This window comes from Lactiplantibacillus dongliensis (assembly GCF_005405105.1).
GTDB classification, from domain to species: Bacteria; Bacillota; Bacilli; order Lactobacillales; family Lactobacillaceae; genus Lactiplantibacillus; species Lactiplantibacillus dongliensis.
In genome coordinates this window covers 21,296-44,977 of the sequence record NZ_BJDK01000022.1, presented here as the reverse complement: position 1 = coordinate 44,977, position 23,682 = coordinate 21,296, and the positions used below count along the sequence as shown (strand labels likewise).

Sequence of the window (23,682 nt, the reverse complement as noted above, 5' to 3'; positions counted from 1 at the left end):
CTATTGATTATAACGAGTTTTTCTGAAAAAAGGTACCATCTTTCGCCAGGTTTATCTGGCCTTATTTTAGAAGTTGCGGATAAATATAAGACTAAGTTGAATAATTGTTCGAAATCCAGCCTTAAATATTCAGTTTTACTGGAAAAAGTTGGTTAAAACCGAACTTTTGGCGTTATATTTCAAACACTTAACAATTTCATGACAGTGGTAGTTCGGCGAATTGAACAATCTAACTGTTGAGCTGGGATGAGCTTGGGGTTGCCACTCTGGGTGGACTAGAATCGGCTGGAACGTGGTGGCCGCGTTTGTGAGCCGAAGGGCGGTCTCACAAGCCGGGCTTTATCTAAGCCGGAAAGACACCGGCAAAGATAAACGACACCACTGAACCGATTCTAGTCCGCCCGGCGTTAGTTGATCCGGACTTGTAAAACCGTTCAAACGGTTATTTTAGTCGAGAAGTTGATTCTTGAACGATGCTGAAGTGTTGCTGAACTTGGTTGTAAGCATTTCTTTCAAACAGGGGTTCAAGTTGGTTTCGGAGAACTATATATTTTGAAATGGTTGCTGATATTTCAGCGTTTTAGAAGTAACTGTTAGGCGGTAACTTTAGTCAGTATCAAAGGTAGACTGAATCATAAACAATCAGTAATTGTAGAATACAAGCGATTTATCCTGATGCTCAGGTGGATTGAAGACTAATACAATATTGTATCTATAATGCACCTGGTGTTGATTGAAATTGCCACCTGCTGATTGGATTCTAAAATGTTGGAGCGCCATGGGTTATCTTGAAGCCAAAGAACGATCTTCGAAACTGGCCTTGGCCTAAATCCGAAAAAAACACGCGCAATAAGGTCAATGACTGAACTGAAAATCATTAATCGCTGTAATAATAATTTAATTTATAATTGCGGATTAATAACTAGTATTAACGAACTAAAGCTGGTATACTACCAAAGTTTGCTTGAGGTACTGTCCCCAAATCCGCATGATAACAGGGACTAAGTCATTTAACGAAAGGAGTGCGAAAATGAGCGATTTAACAAAGGGGAACCCGTTAAAGCTGATTTTTTGGTTTACGATTCCATTATTGATCGGTAATATTTTTCAGCAGTTTTACAGTTTGTCGGATACGTTGATCGTCGGCCAAACGCTAGGGGTTAAAGCTTTAGCCGCCGTCGGATCAACTGGAAGTGTCCAGTTTTTAATTATTGGGTTCGCCCAAGGGTTGACCGCCGGCTTAGCTATTTTGACGGCGCAACATTATGGTGCCAAAGATTTTAAAGGTGTTCGCCGTAGTTTTGCAATTAGTATCGCGGTCAGTCTGGTGGTAGGGATTGTGTTGACGATTTTGTCACTAATCTTTGTGGATCATATTTTAGTGTTAATGCAGACACCAAGTGACATTATCAACGATGCCCGTACGTTCTTGCAGATTATGCTGGGCGGGATGCTAGCGCCAATTGCCTTTAACTTGTTATCGAACATTATTCGCGCGCTGGGTGATAGCCGGACGCCGTTATGGTTTTTGATTATCAGTTCGTTGATTAACATTGGCTTGGAACTACTCTTTATCCTCGGTTTTCACTGGGGGATTGCGGGTGCCGGTTGGGCAACAATCTTGGCACAGCTGATTGCTTCATTGATGTGTGTGGTTTATATCGTCGTCAAAGTTCCAGTGTTGCATATCGGTCGGCGCCACTTTAAGTTTCGGCGGCCAGAAGTTACCGGGCACTTACGGGTGGGGTTACCAATGGCCTTTCAGATGTCGATTATTGCGATTGGTACGATTGTATTGCAGTCGGCCTTGAATAGTCTGGGAACTGATTCGGTAGCCGCGACCACGGCAGCACAAAAGATTGACCAACTGGCCACCCAGCCGTTGATGTCTTTTGGGGTGACGATGGCGACGTTTGCCGCGCAAAATTTCGGGGCTCATCAGTATGACCGAATTATCAAAGGGGTCAAACAAACGATGTGGTTGTCCGGTGGCTTTAGTGTGGCCGCGGGCTTAATCGAAATTATTTGGGGCAAACAGTTAGTTGGGTTATTTGTTGGTCATCAAGATATGGCCGTTTTAAACTTGTCGCAAACGTACTTTAATGTGATCGGTAGTACGTATCTCTTATTATCGATGCTGTTCATCATGCGTAATACGTTGCAAGGCTTAGGTCGGAGTGCGATTCCAACGTTAGCAGGGGCGGCGGAACTATTCATGCGGGTCTTTGCGGCATTGATTATGGTGCGTCTCTTGGGTTATCCGGGCGCTTGCTCATCAGAACCACTCGCTTGGCTGGGATCAGTAGCAGTGTTACTACCAGCGTACATTCGCGCCGTCCGGGAGTTACGGCAACGGGCGCAAGCAGAACCGGTAGTTGCTGAAGAAAGACCCAATCCAATAATTAAAAATGAAATTTAAGGCTTGCAAGTCTGACTAGGATTTGATAATATTTGTTATCAATTTGAATGAGGGAGTTTTCTAAATGGCGGTAGAATTAAAAATTGGCGATTACGTCCAAGGTAAAAAGTTTGCTTCACTTGAACATGATTTTAAGGGTGAAATTGAAAAGGTTTATGAAAATTCGGTTTTGATCTTAATTAAGGAATTTACGAAATCCGATAAACCAGTTGTTGATGAATACAACCATCGTGCCGTCGTTCGCAAAGGGGATGCCAAGTTAATCAAGGCGGGCCCTAAAGTTGCGAAGACGCCGGAACCAGAAGCTTAAGTCTAAATCGCGAAAAATTTAAAATTTTATATGACAACATCGAAAATATATGCTATACTATTTTCTGTTGTCAATTGCGGGTGTAGTTTAGTGGTAAAATACAAGCTTCCCAAGCTTGAGTCGCGAGTCCGATTCTCGTCACCCGCTTAACTTACAAATCGGCGAACTAGTAATCTGAATGTCAGGTTACTAGTTTTTTTATGTAGTTTTTTAGGAATCGCGCTGATGATTAAAAGAAATGAGGCTGAAAAATGAACTATGAAGTGAGTGCTTTTGATGATTTAACGCCACGGCAACTCTATGCGATATATCACTTGCGGGTGGCAATCTTTGTGGTGGAACAAGCTTGTGCTTACCAAGAAGTTGACGCCACCGACTTAACCGCCCAACATTTATTGGGAACTGACGTGACTGGTCAGTTAATGGCATATGCCCGGTTGATTCCAGAAGCTAATCAGATGGCCCGGATTGGTCGCGTCATCGTTAATCCGGCGATGCGGGGACAAGGTGCTGGCCGTGAACTCGTTCAATCCGCGATTGCGCGTATTCAACAGTTGTGGCCGGCCACAACGACGATTAACCTGCAGGCACAAGTCTATTTAGATGCCTTTTACCGATCGTTTGGGTTTGTCGCCGTTTCACCGGCTTATTTAGAAGATGGTATTCCGCATCGCGATATGGTCTTAAAACTGTAAGTTCAATCAATTGAATCCCGGCTGGACTAAGCTACACTTAACTTAGTTGGCACTAACCAGGCATGGAGAGAGGGTTCAATGATGATAAACAAACGTGGATTAACGCAGCAGCAGGCGCCGCAACTAGCTGAGTTGGGGGTGGCAATTGCCTTAGACTTGGTCACGGGACTTAAGCTAACTTTTGCAAGTGGTGACCAGGTTGCTTTAACCGGTCGTGCGGTGATTGGGCTGACGATTGTGCCGGCAAGGAATGCGACTGATCCGTTAGCACTAGTTGGGTTTGACTTACGGCTAGCGCTGGCAAATTTAAGTTCCAGGACGCGGCAACGCTTGATAGCGACTAACGATATCACTGGCTTGACCGTAGTGACGGTTCATCAAGTGACCCGTTATCAAGTTTGGTGGTCACCAGTGACGACTGATTTTCGTGCTAATGCCAATCAAGTGGTGGAACAGGCAGCCGGACACTTACGGCTGATGGCGCAGTGGCCCCGTCAATTTGAGTGGTCGGCGATACTGCCGGTAGCGTTGCAAACGTCACATTTGACGACAATGGCGCGGGCGCTGGCGGACGGCAAGGCTGAGTCGTTAGATTATACGACGTATTTGAGCCGGCAACTAACGACGATGCAACAAATGCCAACCGGTGCAGCGACTGCCTCCAGTTTGCGGGTGGTTGCCCGACTGGTTGCTGGTCAAGTTGAGTGGGACCCGATTATTTATGAGCCCACTGGTGATGAGCACGTCTTTGGTGGCATTGAATACCTGTCCTATCCTGAGATTTTAGCAATGCCGGTCCAGATTGCAACCACGGGTGACTTTTGGGCTGGGATGGCGGCCCTGTTATGGGAAATCTCTTTTTATGGCATTGACCCTGCTGATCGGCAAGCTGGTCGTGATGAGTTAGATGCGGCCTTGGCGGAATCGCGGGCCTTCAGGGCGGATCCGGCTAAGCTGACACAATTTCTCGCGCAATTAAAGGCCGATCCAGCGACAATTGCCGAGTATCAGCCTTTAGCAACGGGGCGAGTAGTTGACGTAGACGATTGGTTGCCAGCGGGGACCACGGTTTTAGATCAGGACCCGGCGTTAATGGCAGCCTTTCAAGCGGAATTTGGGGCACAATATGCGGCGTTTATCCCGAAAACTGACGACTCAGCCAGTTAGCGCTAGTCAAAGCCCATAAATTCTGTTATACTTACGCATGGTAAAAATGCACAACGTCTAATGAGAAAGAATAGTAACTGACAAAACTTGCACAGCGAGTCCGGGGTGATGGAAGCCGGATCAGGTCAAGCAGCGAAGCGCGCTTTTGAAGACGACAATTCGATAATAAGTGGATGCAATATCAATTAGAGTGGTACCGCGGGAAGTTCTCGTCTCTTACATGTTTAGTTTAATGTGTAAGGGGCTTTTTTTGTAGAGTGCGAAGGTGGACGGGTTGGGATTGAGGATTGCCTAGCCAGTCAGTGAATGCGGTTTTGGCATTGGCTGACTGGCGTAGCAACCGGAAGTCCCAGTCCACCTGAACACGTTTCCGCCCCACCCAAACAAAGAAGGAGACCAAAAGAATGGATTACAAACAACAAGTAACGGATGCTTTAGCCCCAACCTTAACGGACTTAACGCCCGATGAGATCAAGGCTAAGATTGAACAACCGAAGACGTCAAAACAAGGGGACTTAGCGTTTCCAACGTTTACGTTAGCTAAAATCATGCACAAAGCGCCGCAAATGATTGCGGGCGAGATCGTTGAAAGAATTGACCAAAGCAACTTTGAAAAAGTTGTTGCAATGGGTCCATACGTGAACTTTTTCTTCAAAAAAGCCGCTTTCTCCGCTGATATTTTAGGTCAAGTCTTAACTGATGGTGCCGATTTTGGGAATGCCAAGATTGGGGAACAAGGTCAAGTACCGATTGACATGTCGTCACCAAACATTGCTAAGCCCATCTCAATGGGGCATTTACGCTCAACCGTGATTGGGAACGCTTTGGCTAACATTTTAACCAAGATTGACTACAAACCAGTTAAAATCAATCATTTAGGTGACTGGGGAACCCAATTTGGTAAGTTAATTACGGCTTACAAAATGTGGGGGAGCGAAGCTGAAGTTAAGGCGGACCCCATCAATAATTTACTAAAATATTACGTGCGTTTCCATAAAGAAGACGTCGACCATCCTGAAATGGACGATGTGGCTCGGGACTGGTTCAAGAAGCTAGAAAATGGCGATGAAGAAGCCTTAGCCTTGTGGAAATGGTTCCGTTCTGAATCTTTGAAGGCGTTCAAGAAGATTTACAAGCGGTTGGACATCGACTTTGATTCTTTCAAAGGGGAAGCGTTCTACAATGACAAGATGGATGAAATCGTCGACATCTTGGAAAGTAAAGGATTGTTGCATGAAAGTCAAGGCGCCGAAGTGGTTGACTTAAGCAAATACGACTTGAATCCAGCGTTGATTAAGAAGTCTGATGGCGCGACCCTTTATATCACGCGGGACTTAGCCGCTGCTTTATATCGGAAGCGGACGTATGATTTTGTTCAATCCTTATACGTTGTTGGGAACGAACAAACGAACCATTTCAAGCAATTAAAGGCGGTTTTAAAGGAAATGGGCTTTGACTGGTCTGACCAGATCCACCATATTCCATTCGGCTTGATTACCCAGGGTGGTAAGAAGTTGTCAACGCGGAGTGGTCGTGTGATCTTGTTAGATAAGGTCTTAGATGACGCGGTTGCTTTGGCACACAAACAAATCGAAGCCAAGAATCCAGATTTAGCTGATAAAGACGCGGTGGCCGATGCCGTTGGGATTGGTGCCGTGGTCTTCCATGATTTGAAGAATGAACGGATGAACAATTTTGACTTTAACTTGGAAGAAGTTGTGCGTTTTGAAGGCGAAACTGGGCCATATGTTCAGTATGCACATGCGCGGGCTGAAAGTATCTTGCGTAAAGCTGGTAGCCCAGTCATTGCAGCTGACGGTCAAGCGTTAAGCGATCCGGCTGCTTGGGATACGTTGAAGTTATTGAGCGAATTTCCAACCATCGTGGTGCGGGCGAGTGACGAATACGAACCATCCGTTGTCGCCAAGTACGCGATTCATTTAGCGAAAGCCTTTAACAAGTATTATGGTAATACGAAGATTTTAGTCGAGGATGATGAACTGAAAGCACGTTTAGCCTTGGTTAAGAGTGTCAGCATCGTCTTGAAAGAAGCTTTGCGCTTATTAGGCGTTAAAGCCCCAGACGAAATGTAAGCCCATGAATAGGAAAGAAGTCGTTGTTTCAGCAGGTTTGCTGGCAACGGCTTTTTTTTGAACTTTTTTGGGTATCACATAACAAACGACAAGTGGTGTCGCACCTTTATGGTAGGATGAATCTGTGATTGTAACACAATGCTAATTTGAGCAGTTTAAGTGAGGTTTTCTGATGACAAATACGGAACGAATTATTAATGTTTTTATTGATCTCTTACATGGCGATGAATTAACGGCGGAAGCCTTGGCGACGAAATATCAAGTGACGACGCGAACGGTGCAACGTGATTTAGGCAGCTTGCGTGACTTACTCCAGAAGAGTGACTTGAAATACGTCTATCAACACGATGCGAAGACGAAGACGTATGCTTTAAGGGCAATGAACCAACTCGCCCCAGTCACCGTTCTTGCGCTTCTTAAACAGCTGATTGGAACACGGGCCTTTGGTAAACGGGAATTAGACCAAATTGCTAATGAATTGTTGGATTTGATTGAACCGGCGGCAGCTAGTCAAGTGCGGAAGTTATGTGTGACCACCCGCTCACAATACGTTCCTGTTAGTGCGGGTGACAAAGACTTATTGCCGCGTTTAGAGCAGTTTTCAGAATGGATTGCCTCGCAGACAACGTTAGCCTTCAATTATGAACATAGTGACGGGCGCCATTTCCAGTCGGAGGTGGGGTTACCAATTAGTCTCTATTTTTCAGACTATTATTTTTATGTCATGATGTTTGATGGTCAAGATTCCCGTCGCGTTTATCGATTAGATCGCTTTACCGCGATTCAGCCAGAAAAAGAATTGAAGTTAAAAGTAGAATTAGCCAAAAAACTTGATGAAGGGGCTTTTGTGAACAAGACTTATTTGTTGCATGGTGGTAATGAAACGACTTATCGGTTTCGTTACTGGGGTTTACCGAAAACGGCTTTGGATCGCTTACCGCATTCGCATCTGGTGCCAGAAACAAAAACGGCGGCGACTGCCAATGGCGGTGGGGTGGTGATTGAAGCCCATGCGTTTGAACAAGGGACGTTGTTATGGGTCTTAAGTCAAGGCACAACGATTAAAGTTTTAGAGCCGGCTTCATTAGTTGAAAAGGTGAAACAGGCGCTCAGCCAAACTTTGGCACAATACCAAGCGTAGCTGATAGCTATGGCAGTTGTTAATGATAATGACTAATTGTGAGGGTAAATTGACAAAGTGACACCGTTTTCGTATAGTGGACTAACATTGACTAAGTCATGGAAAGCGGTGTAATTGACAGATGAACGATATTTTACATCGAGTTAGGTTCGATCGGGGGATTGTGATTGCCATATTAGTTGGCTTATATTTGTTTGCAAAGATGCCGTTGATGACCCTGGCTAGTGTGGGATTAGCGGGTGGTTTGGTGGTCCGGACATGGTTAACGGCATCGCGGCGGTCGGTCAAATTGGGCTTAAGTGCCGCGTACATCGGCGTCATGATCTTTCAGCTGGTCTTTAATGCGCTGGTCTTGTTTCCAATGCGCGGCTGGACGGCCTTGTATTACCCAACTAAAATCGTGGCGCTAGGCTTGTTACTGCTGCCATTAGTGGTTGAGCGGTTCGTGATGGTTCAACATCAAGATGAGTTTTATATGCCCTCGGCGGCCGATGTTAGTGCCGTCAGCTTTGATGAAGTCCATCGTAATTGGGAACGGGTCCAGATCGCTTTGCAACAGCTCTCACAAGTGCACCAGAGTATGTCAGTTGATCATTTAAAAACCGTTTTGACTGATTTGCCGCGGCATAGTGCAACTAAGTATATCAATCATGGGACGCTGACGTCGGCTTATTTTGAGCAGGCGCAAGCGTCGTTAACCGATTTGAATTTGTACTTGGTGGTGTCGAATACGGGGAGTCCGGCCAGTGAGATTATTTCGGCTTTTACGCAAAAGCAGTATAATCACGTCTCATTGGCCTTTGACCGGGATCTGAAGACCATCATTTCGTATAATGGTGGCGACAATGTTTATCCACCAGGATTAAATGCGGAGAATTTAGCCTTCTTCCACCAAAAGGACGATGCCTCGGTGTTGGTTTATAGCTTGCCAGTCACCCAAGCACAAAAAGCTTTCGTCTTAGACAAACTAACGTCGATTAATCACGAAGGTAGTGCCTATAATTTGGTGGGACTAGTAGCTAAGCATTCGTTTCGACCGAATATTATGTTTTGCTCACAGTTCGTCTATACGATGTTGCGTTTAGCCGGCGTCGCTTATTTTGATAAGCAGCCCGGTGAAGTCCGACCGACTGACTTTATTGAGTTGGACTATTATAAGAAGCTCCGGTTTGAATATGAAATCACATTTTAACTATCAGCCAGTGGAGGTAATCTGCTGGCTTTTTGGTTTACACAAGTTTTACTTAAAAGCTACTGGTTCTTAATAGACTTTTGAACGTGTGTTCTGGTATGCTGGTTAAAAGGTTGGGGGCGGTTGGTAATGGCACAAATTTGGGGACAAGTAAGAAAGCGCATGATGAGAGGTTCCAAATTTAGGTTGTGGTTCTTAGGATTAGGCGTTGTATTAGTTATATTGGGATTAATTGGGATAGATAATGCAGTTGCGATGATTTGGCTCAATACGTTGGTATCGATTGCGACAATTATGGGCATCGTGATTGCACTGGTCCAATTTCAGTGGACAAACCGAAATCGGCAAGAAGATTTGAATAATAAACGGTTTGATTATACCAAACAAGCGCTGGACTATTATGTTCACGAGATTATACCATTGTTAGATTATGATTTAGCCGCTTTCGATGCTAAAATGAAAGTTGAAATGGCTAAATATATGAGTCATTATAATGCAAATAATCGTGAACTTTTGGAGTATTTGGTGATTAGTGACCTATTGACTAAGTTTGATCCAGACATAAATGATTTTATTGAAAATCAAGTTAATCTAATGGGACGTTTAAGTCGATTGTCAGGATATTTTTATTTTGATAAGGTGAATCAAAAGCAGGTGCTAAGTATTATTGGTTACCGGGTTCAGGGATATTATAAACATCGTGGTATTATTGCGTCTTTTTCATTGTTGCAAGAACGAACGCATATCAATAATTATTTAACAGTTTTAGTAGCAGTTGGGCAATATGTTAATACGAGGAGTTGAGAATATGGATATTGATGGTCTTTCTGGTGCTCGTTTAGAACGTTTGCTTAGCGATCAGAAATTAGTTGATCAAACAGTAGCAATTGCATTGTCGGTTGGGGCCCTTTCTGAGCGTACACAGCAACTGTTGCGGACTGAACCATTACGTGATGTTTTAATGGATAATACAACTGGGATGGCAGAAGAACTCTATAAAGTATTAGGTAAATAGTCATACTTGAGTTAAGCAAAATTGAATATGGCCTAAAAAACGATCGGGTTGACCTAACCAAATTTGAAGTGAGGTCAACCCGATCGTTTTTCTAGTGTTGTCGATATTGCAAGGGCGATTGCCCCAGTTTCTTACGAAAGACGCGGCTAAAGTAATGGGCGTCTTCGTAGCCGACTTTAGTCGCAATATCAGTAATTGTATATTGCAACTGGGGATTACGTAATAGTTCTTGAGCCTTTTTTAACCGATAAGTCGTGAGATATTCCAAAAAAGTCATACCGGTCATTTGCTTAAGTTGTTTACTTAAGTGAGTTTCACTGACGAATAGCGCCTGGGCACAGCGAGTCAGCGACAAGTTTTTGTCAGAATAATGGGCTTCAATGTAAGTCTGACCGCTCGTTGCCAGGTCGTTAGCCACCGGTTTAACTGGCGGGACTGTAGCGAGCTTTTGAGCCAAGGTCGCCATGAGCTGTTTTAAATCCGAGCGCGGAATCGGTTTAAGCAGATAATCTAAAACTTTTAATTTAATGGCCCGGCGCGCAAAATCAAAATCGTCATAACCACTAATAATAACGACTAAAGTTTGCGGGTAGCGTTGATTAATGAGACTAATCAGGTCTAGCCCGTTAATATCACCGAGATTGATATCGACCAACGCAGCGGCAAACGGTTGTTGTTCTAATTTTGCGAGCGCCGTTTGCCCATTTTCGGCTGTCACAATGGTCTCAAACGGGCTTTCTAAGTGGGCCAGATAGTGGGCGAGACCATGACGTAGCGCTTGTTCATCATCAACGATTAATAGACTTGGCATGTGGCTCAGCCTCCTGGATAATAGGTAAAATTAGGGTAACGGTCGTGACAGTTGGGGTGCTAGTAAACCGTAACTGTGCTTGTCCGTTGTAAAACAAATGCAACCGATGGCGAATGTTATAAATCCCGTAGCCATCTTTGCCAGCGGTATAAGTACCTTGATTCAAAGCCAGCAAAGTTGCGGGGGCAATCGGGACGCCATTATTACTAATGGTGAGTTGTAAGGCAGTTGTCGTCAACTGCTGGGCGCGAATGACTAGGTGACCATCAGTGCGATCAGCGGGGCGTAAACCGTGGTTGATCGCATTTTCAACTAAAGGTTGTAAGACAAAGTGCATGACAGACACTGTTTTAAGCTCAGGTGCGACCTCGACGTTGAATTGCGCTAATTGCGGATGACGGACGGCTTGAATCTTCAGGTAACTTTCCACGTGTGCTAATTCATCGCCCAAGGTTATCAATTCTTGGCCATGGTTTAAGCCTTTGCGGAAAAAGATACTGAGATTTTCCAACATGTTAACGGCCGCATCGGGCTCACCACCCAGAATCTGCCATTGGATCGTATCCAGTGTGTTATATAAAAAGTGCGGTTGAATTTGTGCTTGCAACACCTGAATTGACGCCTCGCGATATTTAGCCTCACTTGTATAAACATCTGCCAACATTTGATTAAAGGTAGTTGCCAAGCTAGCAATCTCTTCAGGACCGGTTTCCGCCGCACGAATCTGGCGGTTACCTTGTTGAACTGCAGTCATCGTTCGGGTTAAGCCGAGGATTGGGTGAATAATTTGGCGAAGCAATAATAAGAGCAGTAAGCCTAATAAGCCAATCACAACTAACGCAATGACTAATAATAATCGCAATAACTGTTGTGTATTTTCACCTAACCCTTTTTTCTGAACGATATAGTTCACTTTCCACTTGGGGAGTCGTTTTAAAGACGATGTCAGTAACAATTCCCGCTGCGGGTCAATTTGCGGCGACTGATTGTTCGCCCCTAAGATGACGCCTTTGCCATCATATAAGGTTAGGTGCCGCGCGAGCTTTTCGACTTTAGTGAGCGGAATGGCCGCTGCTAAATAAGTCGTGCCATCCGTGAGTGGTTTCGCCAAACGATACAAAATAATTACGATGGCCCGATGATCTTCGCGCGAGGTTAAGAGGTTACTGACGGTATAGTGTCGGCGGGGATGTTGGACCATTTCGCGATAATAATTTCGATTACGAACTGAAAAGTCAGGATATGTGGCTGACCGGGAAATCCCGTCTTTATCAACCAGCCGAATCGAGACGTAGTTGTGCTGATCAAAGTTCGTGACTGCCGCCGTTTCGGCAAACATGGCTTGGCGACTGTAAGTATGCCGCGCTGGTAAATCTGCCAGCAGTCGCAGTTCAGCTAAACGCTCACCAAACCAACTATCCATCTGATTCGTCTGATTATCGACCGCTCGTTGGGTAATCGAGGTATTCAGCGGCAAAATATTGCGGGCCAGTTCAATCCGCATGGCCCCGTAGATTAAGCCAATCAAGCTTAACGAGGTCAGTAAAAATAAGGCTACGGTTTGCTTCTTTAATGATCGCATCGAAAGTTTCCTCCATTTTGTACATTATTTCACGAAAGTGACGGAAATGTCCACCTAATCTCAAAAAAGTCCAACGAAAGCCCTTTCATTAATCGGTATACTAACATTGTTAATCGATATCGGAGGAGGGTTTCAGATGAAAAAAGGATTTTTGAGTCTCGTCACAACGTTGTCGGCCGCTATCTTACTCACGGCTTGTTCAGCCGGTAGCAAGACGCAAACGGTAGAAGGTACTGGGACGGGGAAACACGGTGATATTAAGGTGGCCGTGACGTTTAAGGGGAATAAGATTGAAAAAATCAAAGTTTTAAAGCAACAAGAAAATTCAGTCTTATCCAAGCCGGTCTATAGCCAATTAAAGGATACCATTGTCGCAAAGAATTCGACGGATGTTGATGTGATCAGTGGGTCTACGGCTACGAGTAAAGGATATTTGGCAGCGATTAATGCCGCGGTTAAAAAGGCTGGCGTCACGTTGAAGTCCACTAAGCAGACCGCAACATCGGATGAACCGAAAGTGGGTAAGACCAATAACTTTGACGTTGTAGTGGTTGGCTCTGGCGGTGGTGGCTTTAGTGCGGCGATTGAAGCCAAAGAAGCGGGTAAGAAAGTGGCCATCATTGAAAAGATGCCAACAGTTGGTGGGAATACCTTAATCTCTGGTGGTGAAATGAACGCGCCGGGCAACTGGGTTCAAAAGAAACTGAAAATTAAAGGCGATTCCGTCAAGAGTTATTATCAAGATACGATGAAGGGCGGCGACAATCTCGGTGATCCGAAGATGGTGCATATTTTAGCGAACAATGCCCTAGGGTCAGCAAAGTGGTTGCGCGATGACATTCATGTTAACTTCATCAAGGATCAACTCTTCCAATTTGGGGGTCATAGTTATAAACGGGCACTAATTCCAGTCGGTCATACGGGGCAAGAACTGGTGACGAAGCTGGATAAGAAGGCCACGGCCTTGAAGATTCCAATCTATACTAATACGAAGGCTAAATCATTAATTAAGCAAAATGGCCGCATCGTGGGTGTTAAGGCACGTTATCAGGGTAAAAAGAATGTGACGTTTAAGGCTAAAAATGCCGTTATCTTAACGACTGGTGGTTTTGGTTCGAACGTGAAGATGCGGACGAAATATAATCAAGAGTATGATAAACGTTATAAATCAACCGATACTGCTGGGACGCAAGGTGACGGGATTGTGATGGCGCAGAATGTTGGCGCTAAGTTGACGAATATGAAGTATATTCAGACGTATCCAATCGCTAATCCGAAGACCGGGATGATCTCATTATTAGCAGATACTCGTTTTGATGGTGCCATCTTAGTTAATCAAGAAGGTAACCGGTTTGTTGAAGAACTGGAACGCCGCGATGTGATTTCTAAAGCTATTTTGAAACAAACCGGCGGCTACACATATCAGATCTGGAATGACAAGATCGATGGGATTTCGAAGACGAAAGCTGCGCACAAAGCGGAATATAATGAATTAATCAAGGAAGGCTTGTTATACAAGGCTGATTCGATTGATGAATTGGCGAAAGACTTCAAGATTGATCCCGCGGCTTTGAAAGCAACGATTAAAAAAGTCAATCGTTATGCCAAGACTGGTAAAGATAAGGATTTCCATCATCGTGCCGGCCTAGTTTCCTTAGCTAAAGGTCCTTACTACATTGAAAAGGCCGTGCCATCCGTGCATCATACGATGGGTGGGTTAGTCATCAACGAAAAGACTGAAGTTTTGAATCAGCATGGGAAAGCAATTCCCGGTTTATACGCGGCCGGTGAATTAACCGGTGTCATCCAAGGATCGAACCGCTTGGGTGGGAACGCCATTGCCGATATTATTACGTTTGGTTGGATTGCGGGTCAAACGACTGGTAAACTGAAATAAGTGCTAATAAAAACGGTGCCACGCGATCATGCTGGCACCGTTTTTATTTGGCCTAGCCAACTAATGACTAGTTGCGCTAAAATAGATTGGAAAAGAATTCGGAACCTTTAACTTGTCGGGACCTTTATTGCAGGTTGTAAGCTGATTTCATCTTCAAATTTTGAGTGTTGGGAGTTTTTGAGATGTTAGCAATTTTGATTGGTTTGACGATTGGGGTTGGCTTGCCCATTCAGACAAGTATTAATTCACGATTACGCGATTCGGTCGGGTCACCTTTTGTCGCCTCGGGGGTTTCCTTTACGGTTGGGACGCTGTTCTTAGCCGTCATGACGCTACTGTTAGAACACAGCTTGTGGTTTTCGCCACAGTTATTCAGTTCGCAGCCAGTTTGGATTTGGCTCGGCGGGCTCTTTGGGGTGATCTACTTAACTGGGAACATCTTACTGTTTCCAAAGTTAGGTAGTGTTCAAACCGTGATCATGCCGGTGCTTGGCCAAATTCTGATGGGCTTGTTAGTCGATGACTTTGGCTGGTTCGGATCGCAACGTAATCCGTTGACTTGGGTGCGGGGGTTCGGCGCGTTATTGGTCTTATTAGGGGTGATTTGTACCGTTGCGTTGAGTACGTGGCTGGCTAACCATCATGCCAATGCTGAGACGCCAGTTACCGCGGGCTTATGGTTCTGGCGGTTAGCCGGGGTCTTCACTGGGATGCTCAGTGCAACGCAAACGGCGATTAATGGGCATCTAGGAACCGTGTTGCAGTCGTCATTAAAGGCGGCGTTGGTGTCATTTTTCGTTGGGATGGTCGCCTTAATGTTAATCGTTTTATTATCACGAACCAAGTTGCAAGTGACCACCCCAACTGGTCAGCATAATCCATGGTGGATGTGGATTGGTGGCTTGCTTGGTGCGCTGTACGTGTTAGGCAATGTGGTACTGGTGCCACTAGTAGGGACTGGCTTAGCTGTGGTGATCGTGCTAGTTGGTCTGATGGCCGGTAGTTTGTTAATTGATCAGTTCGGTTGGCTGGGTGCTAAACGGCATCCGATGACGTTGGTTCAAGTAGTTGGTTTGGTGATTATGATTGCGGGCGTTGCGTTGATTCGGCTCTTTTAAATGCCGACAACGTGATTGCTTAGTCGGTTGGCTGATGATCAAAAAAGTGAGGTCTGTCTCAACAAGCCTCACTTTTTTGGTGGGTAAAATGCTGGAAAAGCTTGTTCAATCATGCCACTGACTAGCTTGACGGTAAAATCAGTGCATCGTGGGTCGTGACGGTTGACTAATCCCGGTTTAGCTACCAAGGCAATCATACCGGTGAGTAGAAATTCAAGCTTGGTGACTTGGTTTTAGCGAAATTAGGGACGGTCCCATTAGTTGGTGTAGTCGTCTACAAGGACGTGAAGCACACCAGATATTTAGTCCGATTCAGTGGTAACCAACAAGACTATTATGTCGAAACAGAGTTGACCCCATATCCTAATGCTAGTGCGTGATTAGTCTTCGTCAGTTAACCTCAACCGCATCGTTGGTGTTGGGCACCAAGCATCAACCAGCATCTGGTGATCCTGGTTGATTAGAACTTACTTGAATTATAGCATATCCGTTTGGTGCTAATTGAGTGTACCACGCCGGCAGCCGCTATCCATCACGGCTGCCTTTTTCTGTCATTGCCTCAATGAACAGCTGTTGTCCGCTTACTGGTCATTAGCGTCAGATGTGGGGCAATTGTGACAGCTATCAAAATTAACCAAGGTCTTTGCAACAAGGGGTGAAATTATCTTTCTTAATTGTTGTAAGCGCTTGCTGTACGATGTAATTGTTGAAAAGGAAAAAAACAAAAAATTTGATAGGAGTGCATAAATTATGTCAGAAGATTGGTTAGGATTAACAGATCGGGTCATGATTGTTACTGGCGGGTCATCAGGAATTGGTGCGGCGATTGTTCAAGAATTAGTTGGTCATGGGGCCAATGTTATCAACGCTGATTTGAAGCCTGGTGAATTTGAAGCTGATCAGTTAAGCTTTATTAAGACGGATGTCACCGATAAAGCGGCCGTTGATCAGTTGGTTCAACAAGTTGCTGATCAGTTTGGCCGTATTGATGGGTTAGTCAATAACGCTGGGATTAACTTGCCACGCTTGTTAGTTGATAATCAGCAGCCAGCTGGGAAGTATGAATTGAGTGAAGCGGCTTTTAATAAGATGTTTGCGGTTAATGTAAAGAGTGTGTTCTTAATGGCTCAGGCTGTTGGACATTACATGGCGCAACAACGACATGGGGTGATCGTCAACATGTCATCTGAAGCCGGGCTAGAAGGGTCACAAGGTCAGAGCGTTTATTCAGGGACCAAAGGCGCGATTAATGGGTTGACGCGGTCGTGGGCTAAAGAGCTTGGCGAATTTAACATTCGCGTTGTCGGGGTCGCACCTGGTATTATGGAAGCTACGGGTCTACGGACACCAGCATATGAAGAAGCTTTGGCTTACACGCGGCACAAGACCGTGGCAGATTTACGGGGCCGGTTACAAGAGTACGACAACGACGCCATTAGGTCGTAGCGGTCATTTATATGAAGTCGCCGACCTAGTCAGTTACTTCTTATCAGATCGGGCCAGTTACATTACTGGTGTCACAACAAACGTGGCTGGTGGCAAGTCACGCGGATGAAAGGAATTGGTTTGATTGGACAATCAAGATTTTCGTTTACTAAACGACTTGATTGCTAATGATTCGGTCATGATTGACGAGTTAGCGGCAAACGAGCATGTCTCTAAGCGAACCCTGCTTAAATACATCCAAAATTTAAATGATGATCTTGATCATGTTGCGATTGTGCAACAAAAGCAACAACGACTCTTCTTGCAAGTCAATGATTATCAAAAATTGGCAAAATTGCAGACGGGTCAGCTCAAGCGAGAATTAGATTTTAATGATCCTGATAAACGGCAGTCATTCATTATCATGCAGTTATTGCAAGCGGATGATTTTGTGACTTTAGATGATCTGGCGGAACAGTTATTGATTAGCAAACCGACTTTAACGCGTGATATGACCAGTTTACGGCACAAGTTGCTGCCCTATCACGCCGAGATTGTATCGATGACGAATAATGGAATTCGCTTGGTGACGGCGGTTGATTATGACGTCCCCATCATGATTGAAAATTTTGTTTATGCTTACTATCCCGTTCAGACTTTGCCCATTAAGGGGCGGATGACTGAATTGACCAATAGCTGTCAAGAATTACATTTAAGCAGTCATTTGATTGCGCAAATTGAGCGTAAAGTGATTTCACTATATTTAGCGCTGGCGGCCGGCTATCATATTCAACAGTCAATCCCGCACTTTTATCCGCTCTGGGAGCCAAGTGAGGCGGTGCGAGAATTAACGGAAACGATTGAATTTGTTTTAGATACGGCTGTGACGCCTGCTGAAGAAACTTACTTATTATCACCGTTAACTTTTCAGATGAATGATTTACTGTCAACTGACTGTATCGATGCGCGGGTTAAGGCTAATCAACCCTTGTTTGCACAGGTGGCTAAGTCGGCAACTTTAAATGTTCAATTTGACTTTGATCATTTCTATCAACAGATTAAGACGCATTTGTTGTTCTTAATTAATCGGGCGATCTTCCATGTGAGTTCGACGGCGCTATTACCGGAAAATGTGGCCGAACAATATCCAGTGGCCAACGATTTAGCAGTTTTGACAGTTAAGACGTTAGAACACGCATTAGCAACGACCATCAGTGACATTGAGGTCAGCTACTTGACGATTTATTTTGAGACGGAATTGGAAGAAAAGCAGAGTCATGAGACGAATACGGTCGCAGTCGCGATGGTCGGGGCGATTGGTGAGAATGTGACCCGGTTTATTGAACGGCGGTTAAAAGAAATTTTTAACGGTTCGATTACGATGACGTCTTTTAAAGATGTTAGCGCTTTAAAAGCCCAATCGCAGCATTTCTTGTTAATCTTCACCAACGGACCCATCAATTATGATGATGGGGTCTCGTCAATTGTCAGGATTAGTACGGTTTTTCGTGAGAGTGAATTGCAGAGTAAGTTACAAGTCTCGTTAGTAGAAGATGCGATCAAGAAGCAACAGTGTCACTTCACTTATCAAGCTTTAGATAGTCAAGCTGGGTATCTGAAGGCGACCCAGCAAATGATTGAACAAAAGATTGCTGTTGGTGAATTGAACCAAGCCTTCTTGCATGATTGGCAGTTACGTGAACAAAAGTCGTCGTGTGTGTTTGAAGGCGGGGTGGCGATTCCACACGTCATTGATCATTCTGACCATAAGCGGATCTTGATCAGTGTTGGCGTCTTTGATCACGAAATTAAGTATCAAGATCGAAAGGTACGCCTCGTTTTCTTAGTTGGCATTCCGGCGACCGTTGATAATCAGCTAAGTCGGGTGTTGTCGGAAGTGTACGATTTTATCTTTTCAGTAGCGAAGAATCAAGGCATTTATAGTAACCTGTTGAACTTTGACCCCCAGCGGTCGTTAATCCAAATTACGGAGGGAATCTAAAATGACACCTATGCTATTAATTGGGATCGTCTTGGTCTCAGCGTTTTTATTACAAGGATTATTGGGATTCTTTCAAATTCGGAGCTTTTCGCAACACTTTCGACAGATGCGTCGCCAGGGGAAAGTTTTGATTGGGAAGAACCCGCGCAAAATTCAATCTGGCAGCTTAATGCTAATGGCAATTGATACGGATGGCAATATTAAAGCCGCGCAATTATTACAAGGCGTGACGGTGTTTGCCCATTTTAAACCGGTTAAGCAACTGGTTGGGCAAAACATTGCGGTTTTAGGAGCTGACTATGATCAATTACGTCACTTTAACCGCTTAACGCGCCAATGTATTTTAAATGCTTATCAGAACTTTATTAATTATCGGACTGGACATTTAAGTGCCGAAGCTTTTGATACGAAAGTTAATGTTTTGGCTTTGCCACTGGTTGATCAGATTAAGCATCAGAGCGGCCGATTATTAGGCACTTTAAAGCAACATTTTGCACGTGGATAGGGAGGATCAGTAACGATGAAGTTAATTACGGATTTTGCTTCAGGATTTATGGGCTTATTTCAAAGTGGGGGTAAGACGTTTATTAGTTGGATGACGACCATCATTCCAGTTGTCTTACTACTGTTAGTGTTAATGAATACGATTATTGCCTTTTTAGGTGAAAAACGGATGACGCGCCTTGCGCAAGCGTCATCTAAAAATGTGGTGACTCGCTATATGATTTTGCCATTTTTAGCCGCATTTATGTTAGGTAATCCGATGGCGTTCTCGTTAGGTCGCTTTTTACCAGAATATTATAAGCCAAGTTACTATGCAGCCCAAGCCCAATTCTGCCATACCAGTAACGGTGTGTTTCCCCATATTAATCCGGGTGAACTATTCATTTGGATGGGGATTGCGCAAGGGGTGCAAAAGTTAGGTTTGGATACGATGGATTTGGCCGTGCGTTATTTATTGGTTGGCCTGGTGATGAACTTTATCGGTGGTTGGATCACAGATTTTACCACGGCCTATGTCTGTCGTACATCTGGTGTGAAATTATCGAAGACCGTTGATTTAACGGCTCGTCAAAAGACCGTGTAAGGAGGGTTTTACCATGGCATGGAAAAGTATTCGGATTGAAAAGGGCACTGGCGGCTTTGGGGGACCACTCATTGTCACCCCGACTGAACAAAAACATAAGTTTATTTATGTCACCGGCGGCAATCGGCCCGCCATCGTGGATAAAATTGCTAAATTAACTGGGATGGAAGCCGTTGATGGGTTTAAAACGTCGATTCCCGATGATGAAACCGCTTTAGCTGTGATTGATTGTGGCGGGACGTTGCGTTGTGGGATTTACCCGAAGAAAGGTATTCTAACCGTCAACGTGTTGCCAACTGGGAAGAGTGGGCCACTTGCTCAATTCATTACGCCGGAGTTGTATGTGTCAAACGTTGATGTTGATCAAATTACTGCTAGTGATGGCAGTAAAGTGACAACGACCGATAACGGCAGCGACTGAAGCTAGTGAATCAACGCCAGCAACGCCGCCGACACCTAATAAAACGGGGTTTATCGCTAAGATTGGCGTTGGCGTTGGTCGCATTGTGGCAACCTTTAATCAGGCGGCTAAGGACTCAGTACAAACAGTGATTAATACCATTATTCCATTTATGGCCTTTGTGTCCTTGTTAATCGGGATTATCAATGGTTCTGGTTTAGGTAAAGCCTTCGCCAAGTTGATGTCACCGTTAGCAGGTAATATCTGGGGGCTGATGATACTCGGTTTTATTTGTTCGTTGCCATTCTTATCACCATTACTCGGACCCGGTGGGGTCATTGGGCAAGTTATTGGGACGCTAATTGGGGTCGAAATTGGTAAAGGCAATATTTCACCACAATTTGCCTTACCAGCGTTGTTTGCAATTAATACGCAAAATGGTTGTGACTTTATTCCAGTTGGCTTAGGACTAGAAGAAGCCGATGCTAGAACAGTTGAAGTTGGGGTGCCGTCCGTCTTATATTCTCGGTTTATTAACGGGGTTCCCCGGGTCTTTGTCGCTTGGATTGCCAGCTTTGGGCTGTATCCAGGCAAGTAAAAAAGTGAGGTAAAGTGAAATGATGAGTCAAACAGGACAAGCAATTTTTGAAACCCAAGTTGTTGAAGTAGGCCAAGAAGCCCAGGATTTTAGTGCAATTGACATGTTAATTCTATTTGGTCAAGAAGCGCCGGATGCGCTACGATCATCGTGTTACATTATTAACGTAAAGCCAGTTGCAGCTCCGATTACGACGGCGATGCAGCTTAAAATTGATGATCAAGTCTTTCAAATTACGGCCGTTGGTGATGAGGTGCAACGTAATCTGACGAATTTGGGTCACATTGCGGTTAGCTTTACAGGGAAAACCACGGCTGAGTTGCCCGGAACATTATATGTGGCCGCTAGCAATTATCCGTCAATGACTGTTGGATCAACGATTCAAATCATAGCTTAATGTCTAATAAAAAATGGCCATCCGCAGATGACCATTTTTTATTACTTCTTTATTACTATTGTGTGATTCGTTTAAAATATAGGCTTAACGCGTTGTGCTAGTTAATCCCCAATATTCTCAGATTATGCACCAACAGACATTATTCAAATCGCGATTGGAATCCGCTCAAAGACCAAACTCGAAACTGTTCAATATCAAATAGATCAACTAATTGTGCGAACACTGTTTCAATTTTTCGGCGCTTTTGGACTAGAAAACGCTGGTCTTGCTTAGGTTGTCGCATGTTTCGCCGAACTGGTGTCCAGAAGTCAATTCCTTGATTTGCCAAGTCTTGTTTTAGTGCTTTACTTAAATAACCAACATCTGCCAAGACTTGTGGGCTTGGATATTCATTCAAAAGAGTTTTAACCAATTTAATGTCATGAATTGAATCTTTAGTGATTGCGTAAGCTAAGATAAGCCCGTCATCATTAATTTCAAAGTGGCCTTTAAAACCGTAATAATGCATTCTCTTAGTAGCGTTATAACCAATATTAGCAGTATCTCGAAATGCTTTAGCCCGAAGATTTCTAATCGGTTCACAAACCGGCATTGGTAAGCTATCAATTATCGTATAGGTTAGTTCACCAATTGCGGTCTTGGTTAAGCCAACACGAATAAACTGAATAATCTTACCTGCCAAATGACATAAGCGATTGAATCTTGAGCGTTCTGGTAAGGTTCCTTTGGGAAAAACACAGGTTTCCAAGAAATGATAAAAGCGAGTTTGAACGGTTATTTTAAGATCGACTTGCCAGCACATTAGGGCAATGATCAATTGGTCTGAAAGCTTGGCCTGCTTGATATTGCGGCGGTGTTGGATAGATTGCGGAACAAACGACAAGTATAAAGGTTGAATAATTTGAAGCTATTTTTCAAGTTCAGATTGTAATTGAACATTAAGTTGGGTAGAATTTAGTTGGCCTAACATAGCTAACACCTCTAAGTCTTAGAATGCTTGAAGTGTAGCCTGTTTAGGCTGTTTTTATGCTTTAAAGATTTTGGTTAATTAACTAGCACAACGCGTAGGCTTAATATAAGACCGCTAGTTAGCAATAGATCACCTAACCAGCTAAAGGTCGTCGCAAAGCCAAGCTGCTCAATTAGCCAACCAATTGCGGGAAACATCACAATCATGACGAGGCTAAAAATCATACTGCTGATACTTAGCAACGTTGCCCGTTGTGCACTTGGCATCAAAGTATTGTAGTAAGTCGACATTAAGGGCTCTACCATCGCGTTCAACATGTTGACCAGTAAATAACCGCCGACTAATAACGTCAGTTGGCCCCAGCCCATTAGTAGCAGTGTTACTAGTAGGCAGCCGGTCAGTCCCAACAATAATTTAGTTGGTGGCCAGCGACGTTGTAAATGCGGGGTTAGTTGGACGCCGAAGACGTTGAGTACGGCTACGGTAATCAAGATACCGGCAATGAGTGGCCCTTTAAAGCCGTGGTTAGTCATGACAGCTTGAAAATAGTAATAATAGGTCATGCCAATTGCGCTGAATACCGCGTGAAAGCTCATCAAATAGGTCAGTTTCGGTAACTTGCGCAGCCAAGTTAATGCGGTAGTTAAGAGCTGCCATAAGCTTAAACGATTGGCACTGGTGCCACGGTGTTGTGGTTCTGGCAGCCGCCAGATAACCGCAATGGTGACGATGGCGATAACTAAGTCACTCCAGTAAGTAGCTGCTAAATAGCCATGAATTAGCCAGCCCGCAATTAAAACACCGAGGGCATTGGCGAGTTCAATCAGGGTATTCATATTGCTCGTGACTTGCGGGTAACGTTCGGTTGCCTGATCGTCAGCGAGCGTTTCATAGAACCAGGCTTCCAACGTCCCGGATTGTAAGTTATAAGCCCAAGCTTGCAGGACAAAACCAAAGACAAACCACCAGAAGTTGGTTGCGGTGAGCATGATGATGGCATGTAGCGCCGCGGCTACGCGACTACTAATCAGGTTGGTGCGGTAGCTAAAATGGTCGGCCAAGATACCAGAAGGGACTTCTGATAGGAGACTAGTGAGATGAAAAATGCTTTCACACAGGCCGATTTGAACTAGTGACAGGCCGTGTTGTTGTAGGAAAATGACCCACAGACTATCGATGCCGAAATAAGACAGGGCAGTGTAGGCATAGCCCCGTGGTAAAGACCAAAATTTATGCTTGAACATGGTGTTAACCCTCCGTTAAGGTTAAAATGGCTGCAAAAAAGACGCCTCTAATGAGTCGCCTAATTGCGGTGCCATTATGAGTGCAGTTAATCTTCAACTTGGAAAAAAGGGCAGACTGC

At 44.4% G+C, this 23,682-nt stretch carries 18 protein-coding genes, 1 tRNA gene and 4 pseudogenes; 19 read left to right on the top strand and 4 right to left on the bottom strand.

Features of this window, described 5'->3' with window-relative positions; genetic code table 11:
• Positions 1 to 1,030 precede the first annotated feature (1,030 nt).
• The 10 genes from FFM80_RS09405 (at position 1,031) to FFM80_RS09360 (ending at position 10,032) form a co-directional block, all read left to right on the top strand.
• Positions 1,031 to 2,419, top strand: coding sequence for an MATE family efflux transporter (locus tag FFM80_RS09405; protein WP_137640551.1), 1,389 nt, complete (start codon positions 1,031 to 1,033; stop codon positions 2,417 to 2,419).
• Positions 2,420 to 2,483: 64 nt separating this feature from the next.
• On the top strand, positions 2,484 to 2,729 hold the full coding sequence (locus tag FFM80_RS09400) for a DUF2187 domain-containing protein (RefSeq protein ID WP_137640550.1): 246 nt from the start codon (positions 2,484 to 2,486) through the stop codon (positions 2,727 to 2,729).
• Between the two features lie 76 nt (positions 2,730 to 2,805).
• Positions 2,806 to 2,876: transfer RNA gene (locus FFM80_RS09395), tRNA-Gly, on the top strand.
• A gap of 104 nt (positions 2,877 to 2,980) precedes the next feature.
• Positions 2,981 to 3,424 (top strand): GNAT family N-acetyltransferase, encoded by a 444-nt coding sequence (locus FFM80_RS09390; RefSeq protein ID WP_137640549.1) that lies wholly within the window; start codon positions 2,981 to 2,983, stop codon positions 3,422 to 3,424.
• A gap of 81 nt (positions 3,425 to 3,505) precedes the next feature.
• Complete coding sequence (locus tag FFM80_RS09385) at positions 3,506 to 4,591, top strand: hypothetical protein (protein ID WP_137640548.1); 1,086 nt, start codon at positions 3,506 to 3,508, stop codon at positions 4,589 to 4,591.
• A gap of 404 nt (positions 4,592 to 4,995) precedes the next feature.
• On the top strand, positions 4,996 to 6,684 hold the full coding sequence (argS, locus tag FFM80_RS09380) for an arginine--tRNA ligase (protein ID WP_137640547.1): 1,689 nt from the start codon (positions 4,996 to 4,998) through the stop codon (positions 6,682 to 6,684).
• A 172-nt stretch (positions 6,685 to 6,856) separates the two neighbouring features.
• On the top strand, positions 6,857 to 7,825 hold the full coding sequence (locus FFM80_RS09375; RefSeq protein WP_137640546.1) for a helix-turn-helix transcriptional regulator: 969 nt from the start codon (positions 6,857 to 6,859) through the stop codon (positions 7,823 to 7,825).
• A gap of 121 nt (positions 7,826 to 7,946) precedes the next feature.
• Positions 7,947 to 9,017, top strand: a complete 1,071-nt coding sequence (locus FFM80_RS09370; RefSeq protein ID WP_137640545.1) for a hypothetical protein — start codon at positions 7,947 to 7,949, stop codon at positions 9,015 to 9,017.
• Positions 9,018 to 9,146: 129 nt separating this feature from the next.
• Complete coding sequence (locus FFM80_RS09365) at positions 9,147 to 9,821, top strand: hypothetical protein (protein ID WP_137640544.1); 675 nt, start codon at positions 9,147 to 9,149, stop codon at positions 9,819 to 9,821.
• 4 nt (positions 9,822 to 9,825) lie between these two features.
• Positions 9,826 to 10,032: a hypothetical protein gene (locus FFM80_RS09360; protein WP_137640543.1), complete on the top strand. Its 207-nt coding sequence runs from the start codon at positions 9,826 to 9,828 to the stop codon at positions 10,030 to 10,032.
• A gap of 91 nt (positions 10,033 to 10,123) precedes the next feature.
• On the opposite strand, the gene FFM80_RS09355 is transcribed toward FFM80_RS09360, so the two are convergent.
• Both FFM80_RS09355 and FFM80_RS09350 read right to left on the bottom strand, forming a co-directional pair.
• Entirely contained in the window at positions 10,124 to 10,843 is a 720-nt protein-coding gene (locus FFM80_RS09355; RefSeq protein WP_137640542.1) for a response regulator transcription factor, read from the bottom strand.
• Positions 10,821 to 12,425, bottom strand: coding sequence for a histidine kinase (locus tag FFM80_RS09350; protein ID WP_137640541.1), 1,605 nt, complete (start codon positions 12,423 to 12,425; stop codon positions 10,821 to 10,823). Before FFM80_RS09350 ends, FFM80_RS09355 begins: the two co-directional genes overlap by 23 nt.
• Before the next feature lie 136 nt (positions 12,426 to 12,561).
• Between FFM80_RS09350 and FFM80_RS09345 the strand changes: the two genes are divergently transcribed.
• From FFM80_RS09345 to FFM80_RS09310, 9 genes and pseudogenes are all read left to right on the top strand, one after another.
• Positions 12,562 to 14,322: a flavocytochrome c gene (locus FFM80_RS09345; protein ID WP_137640540.1), complete on the top strand. Its 1,761-nt coding sequence runs from the start codon at positions 12,562 to 12,564 to the stop codon at positions 14,320 to 14,322.
• Between the two features lie 182 nt (positions 14,323 to 14,504).
• On the top strand, positions 14,505 to 15,440 hold the full coding sequence (locus FFM80_RS09340) for a DMT family transporter (protein WP_137640539.1): 936 nt from the start codon (positions 14,505 to 14,507) through the stop codon (positions 15,438 to 15,440).
• Positions 15,441 to 16,190: 750 nt separating this feature from the next.
• Positions 16,191 to 16,995: pseudogene (locus tag FFM80_RS09335) on the top strand (SDR family oxidoreductase).
• A 15-nt stretch (positions 16,996 to 17,010) separates the two neighbouring features.
• Complete coding sequence (locus FFM80_RS09330) at positions 17,011 to 18,867, top strand: BglG family transcription antiterminator (protein WP_137640538.1); 1,857 nt, start codon at positions 17,011 to 17,013, stop codon at positions 18,865 to 18,867.
• A 1-nt stretch (position 18,868) separates the two neighbouring features.
• On the top strand, positions 18,869 to 19,372 hold the full coding sequence (locus FFM80_RS09325) for a transcriptional regulator GutM (RefSeq protein WP_223877329.1): 504 nt from the start codon (positions 18,869 to 18,871) through the stop codon (positions 19,370 to 19,372).
• A 15-nt stretch (positions 19,373 to 19,387) separates the two neighbouring features.
• Positions 19,388 to 19,954 carry a PTS glucitol/sorbitol transporter subunit IIC gene (srlA, locus tag FFM80_RS09320; protein WP_137640537.1) on the top strand — a complete coding sequence of 189 codons (567 nt, stop codon included), beginning with the start codon at positions 19,388 to 19,390 and terminating at the stop codon, positions 19,952 to 19,954.
• Positions 19,955 to 19,967: 13 nt separating this feature from the next.
• Positions 19,968 to 20,324 (top strand): annotated as a pseudogene (locus FFM80_RS14815) (PTS glucitol/sorbitol transporter subunit IIB); the annotation flags it as partial.
• A 100-nt stretch (positions 20,325 to 20,424) separates the two neighbouring features.
• A pseudogene (locus FFM80_RS14810) lies at positions 20,425 to 20,952 on the top strand (PTS glucitol/sorbitol transporter subunit IIB); the annotation flags it as partial.
• Positions 20,953 to 20,974: 22 nt separating this feature from the next.
• The gene (locus tag FFM80_RS09310) at positions 20,975 to 21,349 is read left to right on the top strand and encodes a PTS glucitol/sorbitol transporter subunit IIA (RefSeq protein WP_137640559.1); all 375 of its coding nucleotides are present in this window, start codon (positions 20,975 to 20,977) and stop codon (positions 21,347 to 21,349) included.
• Between the two features lie 139 nt (positions 21,350 to 21,488).
• Here the strand turns inward: FFM80_RS09310 and FFM80_RS09305 are convergent.
• Both FFM80_RS09305 and FFM80_RS09300 read right to left on the bottom strand, forming a co-directional pair.
• Positions 21,489 to 22,319: pseudogene (locus tag FFM80_RS09305) on the bottom strand (IS982 family transposase).
• Between the two features lie 74 nt (positions 22,320 to 22,393).
• On the bottom strand, positions 22,394 to 23,563 hold the full coding sequence (locus FFM80_RS09300) for an MFS transporter (protein WP_137640535.1): 1,170 nt from the start codon (positions 23,561 to 23,563) through the stop codon (positions 22,394 to 22,396).
• Positions 23,564 to 23,682 lie beyond the last annotated feature (119 nt).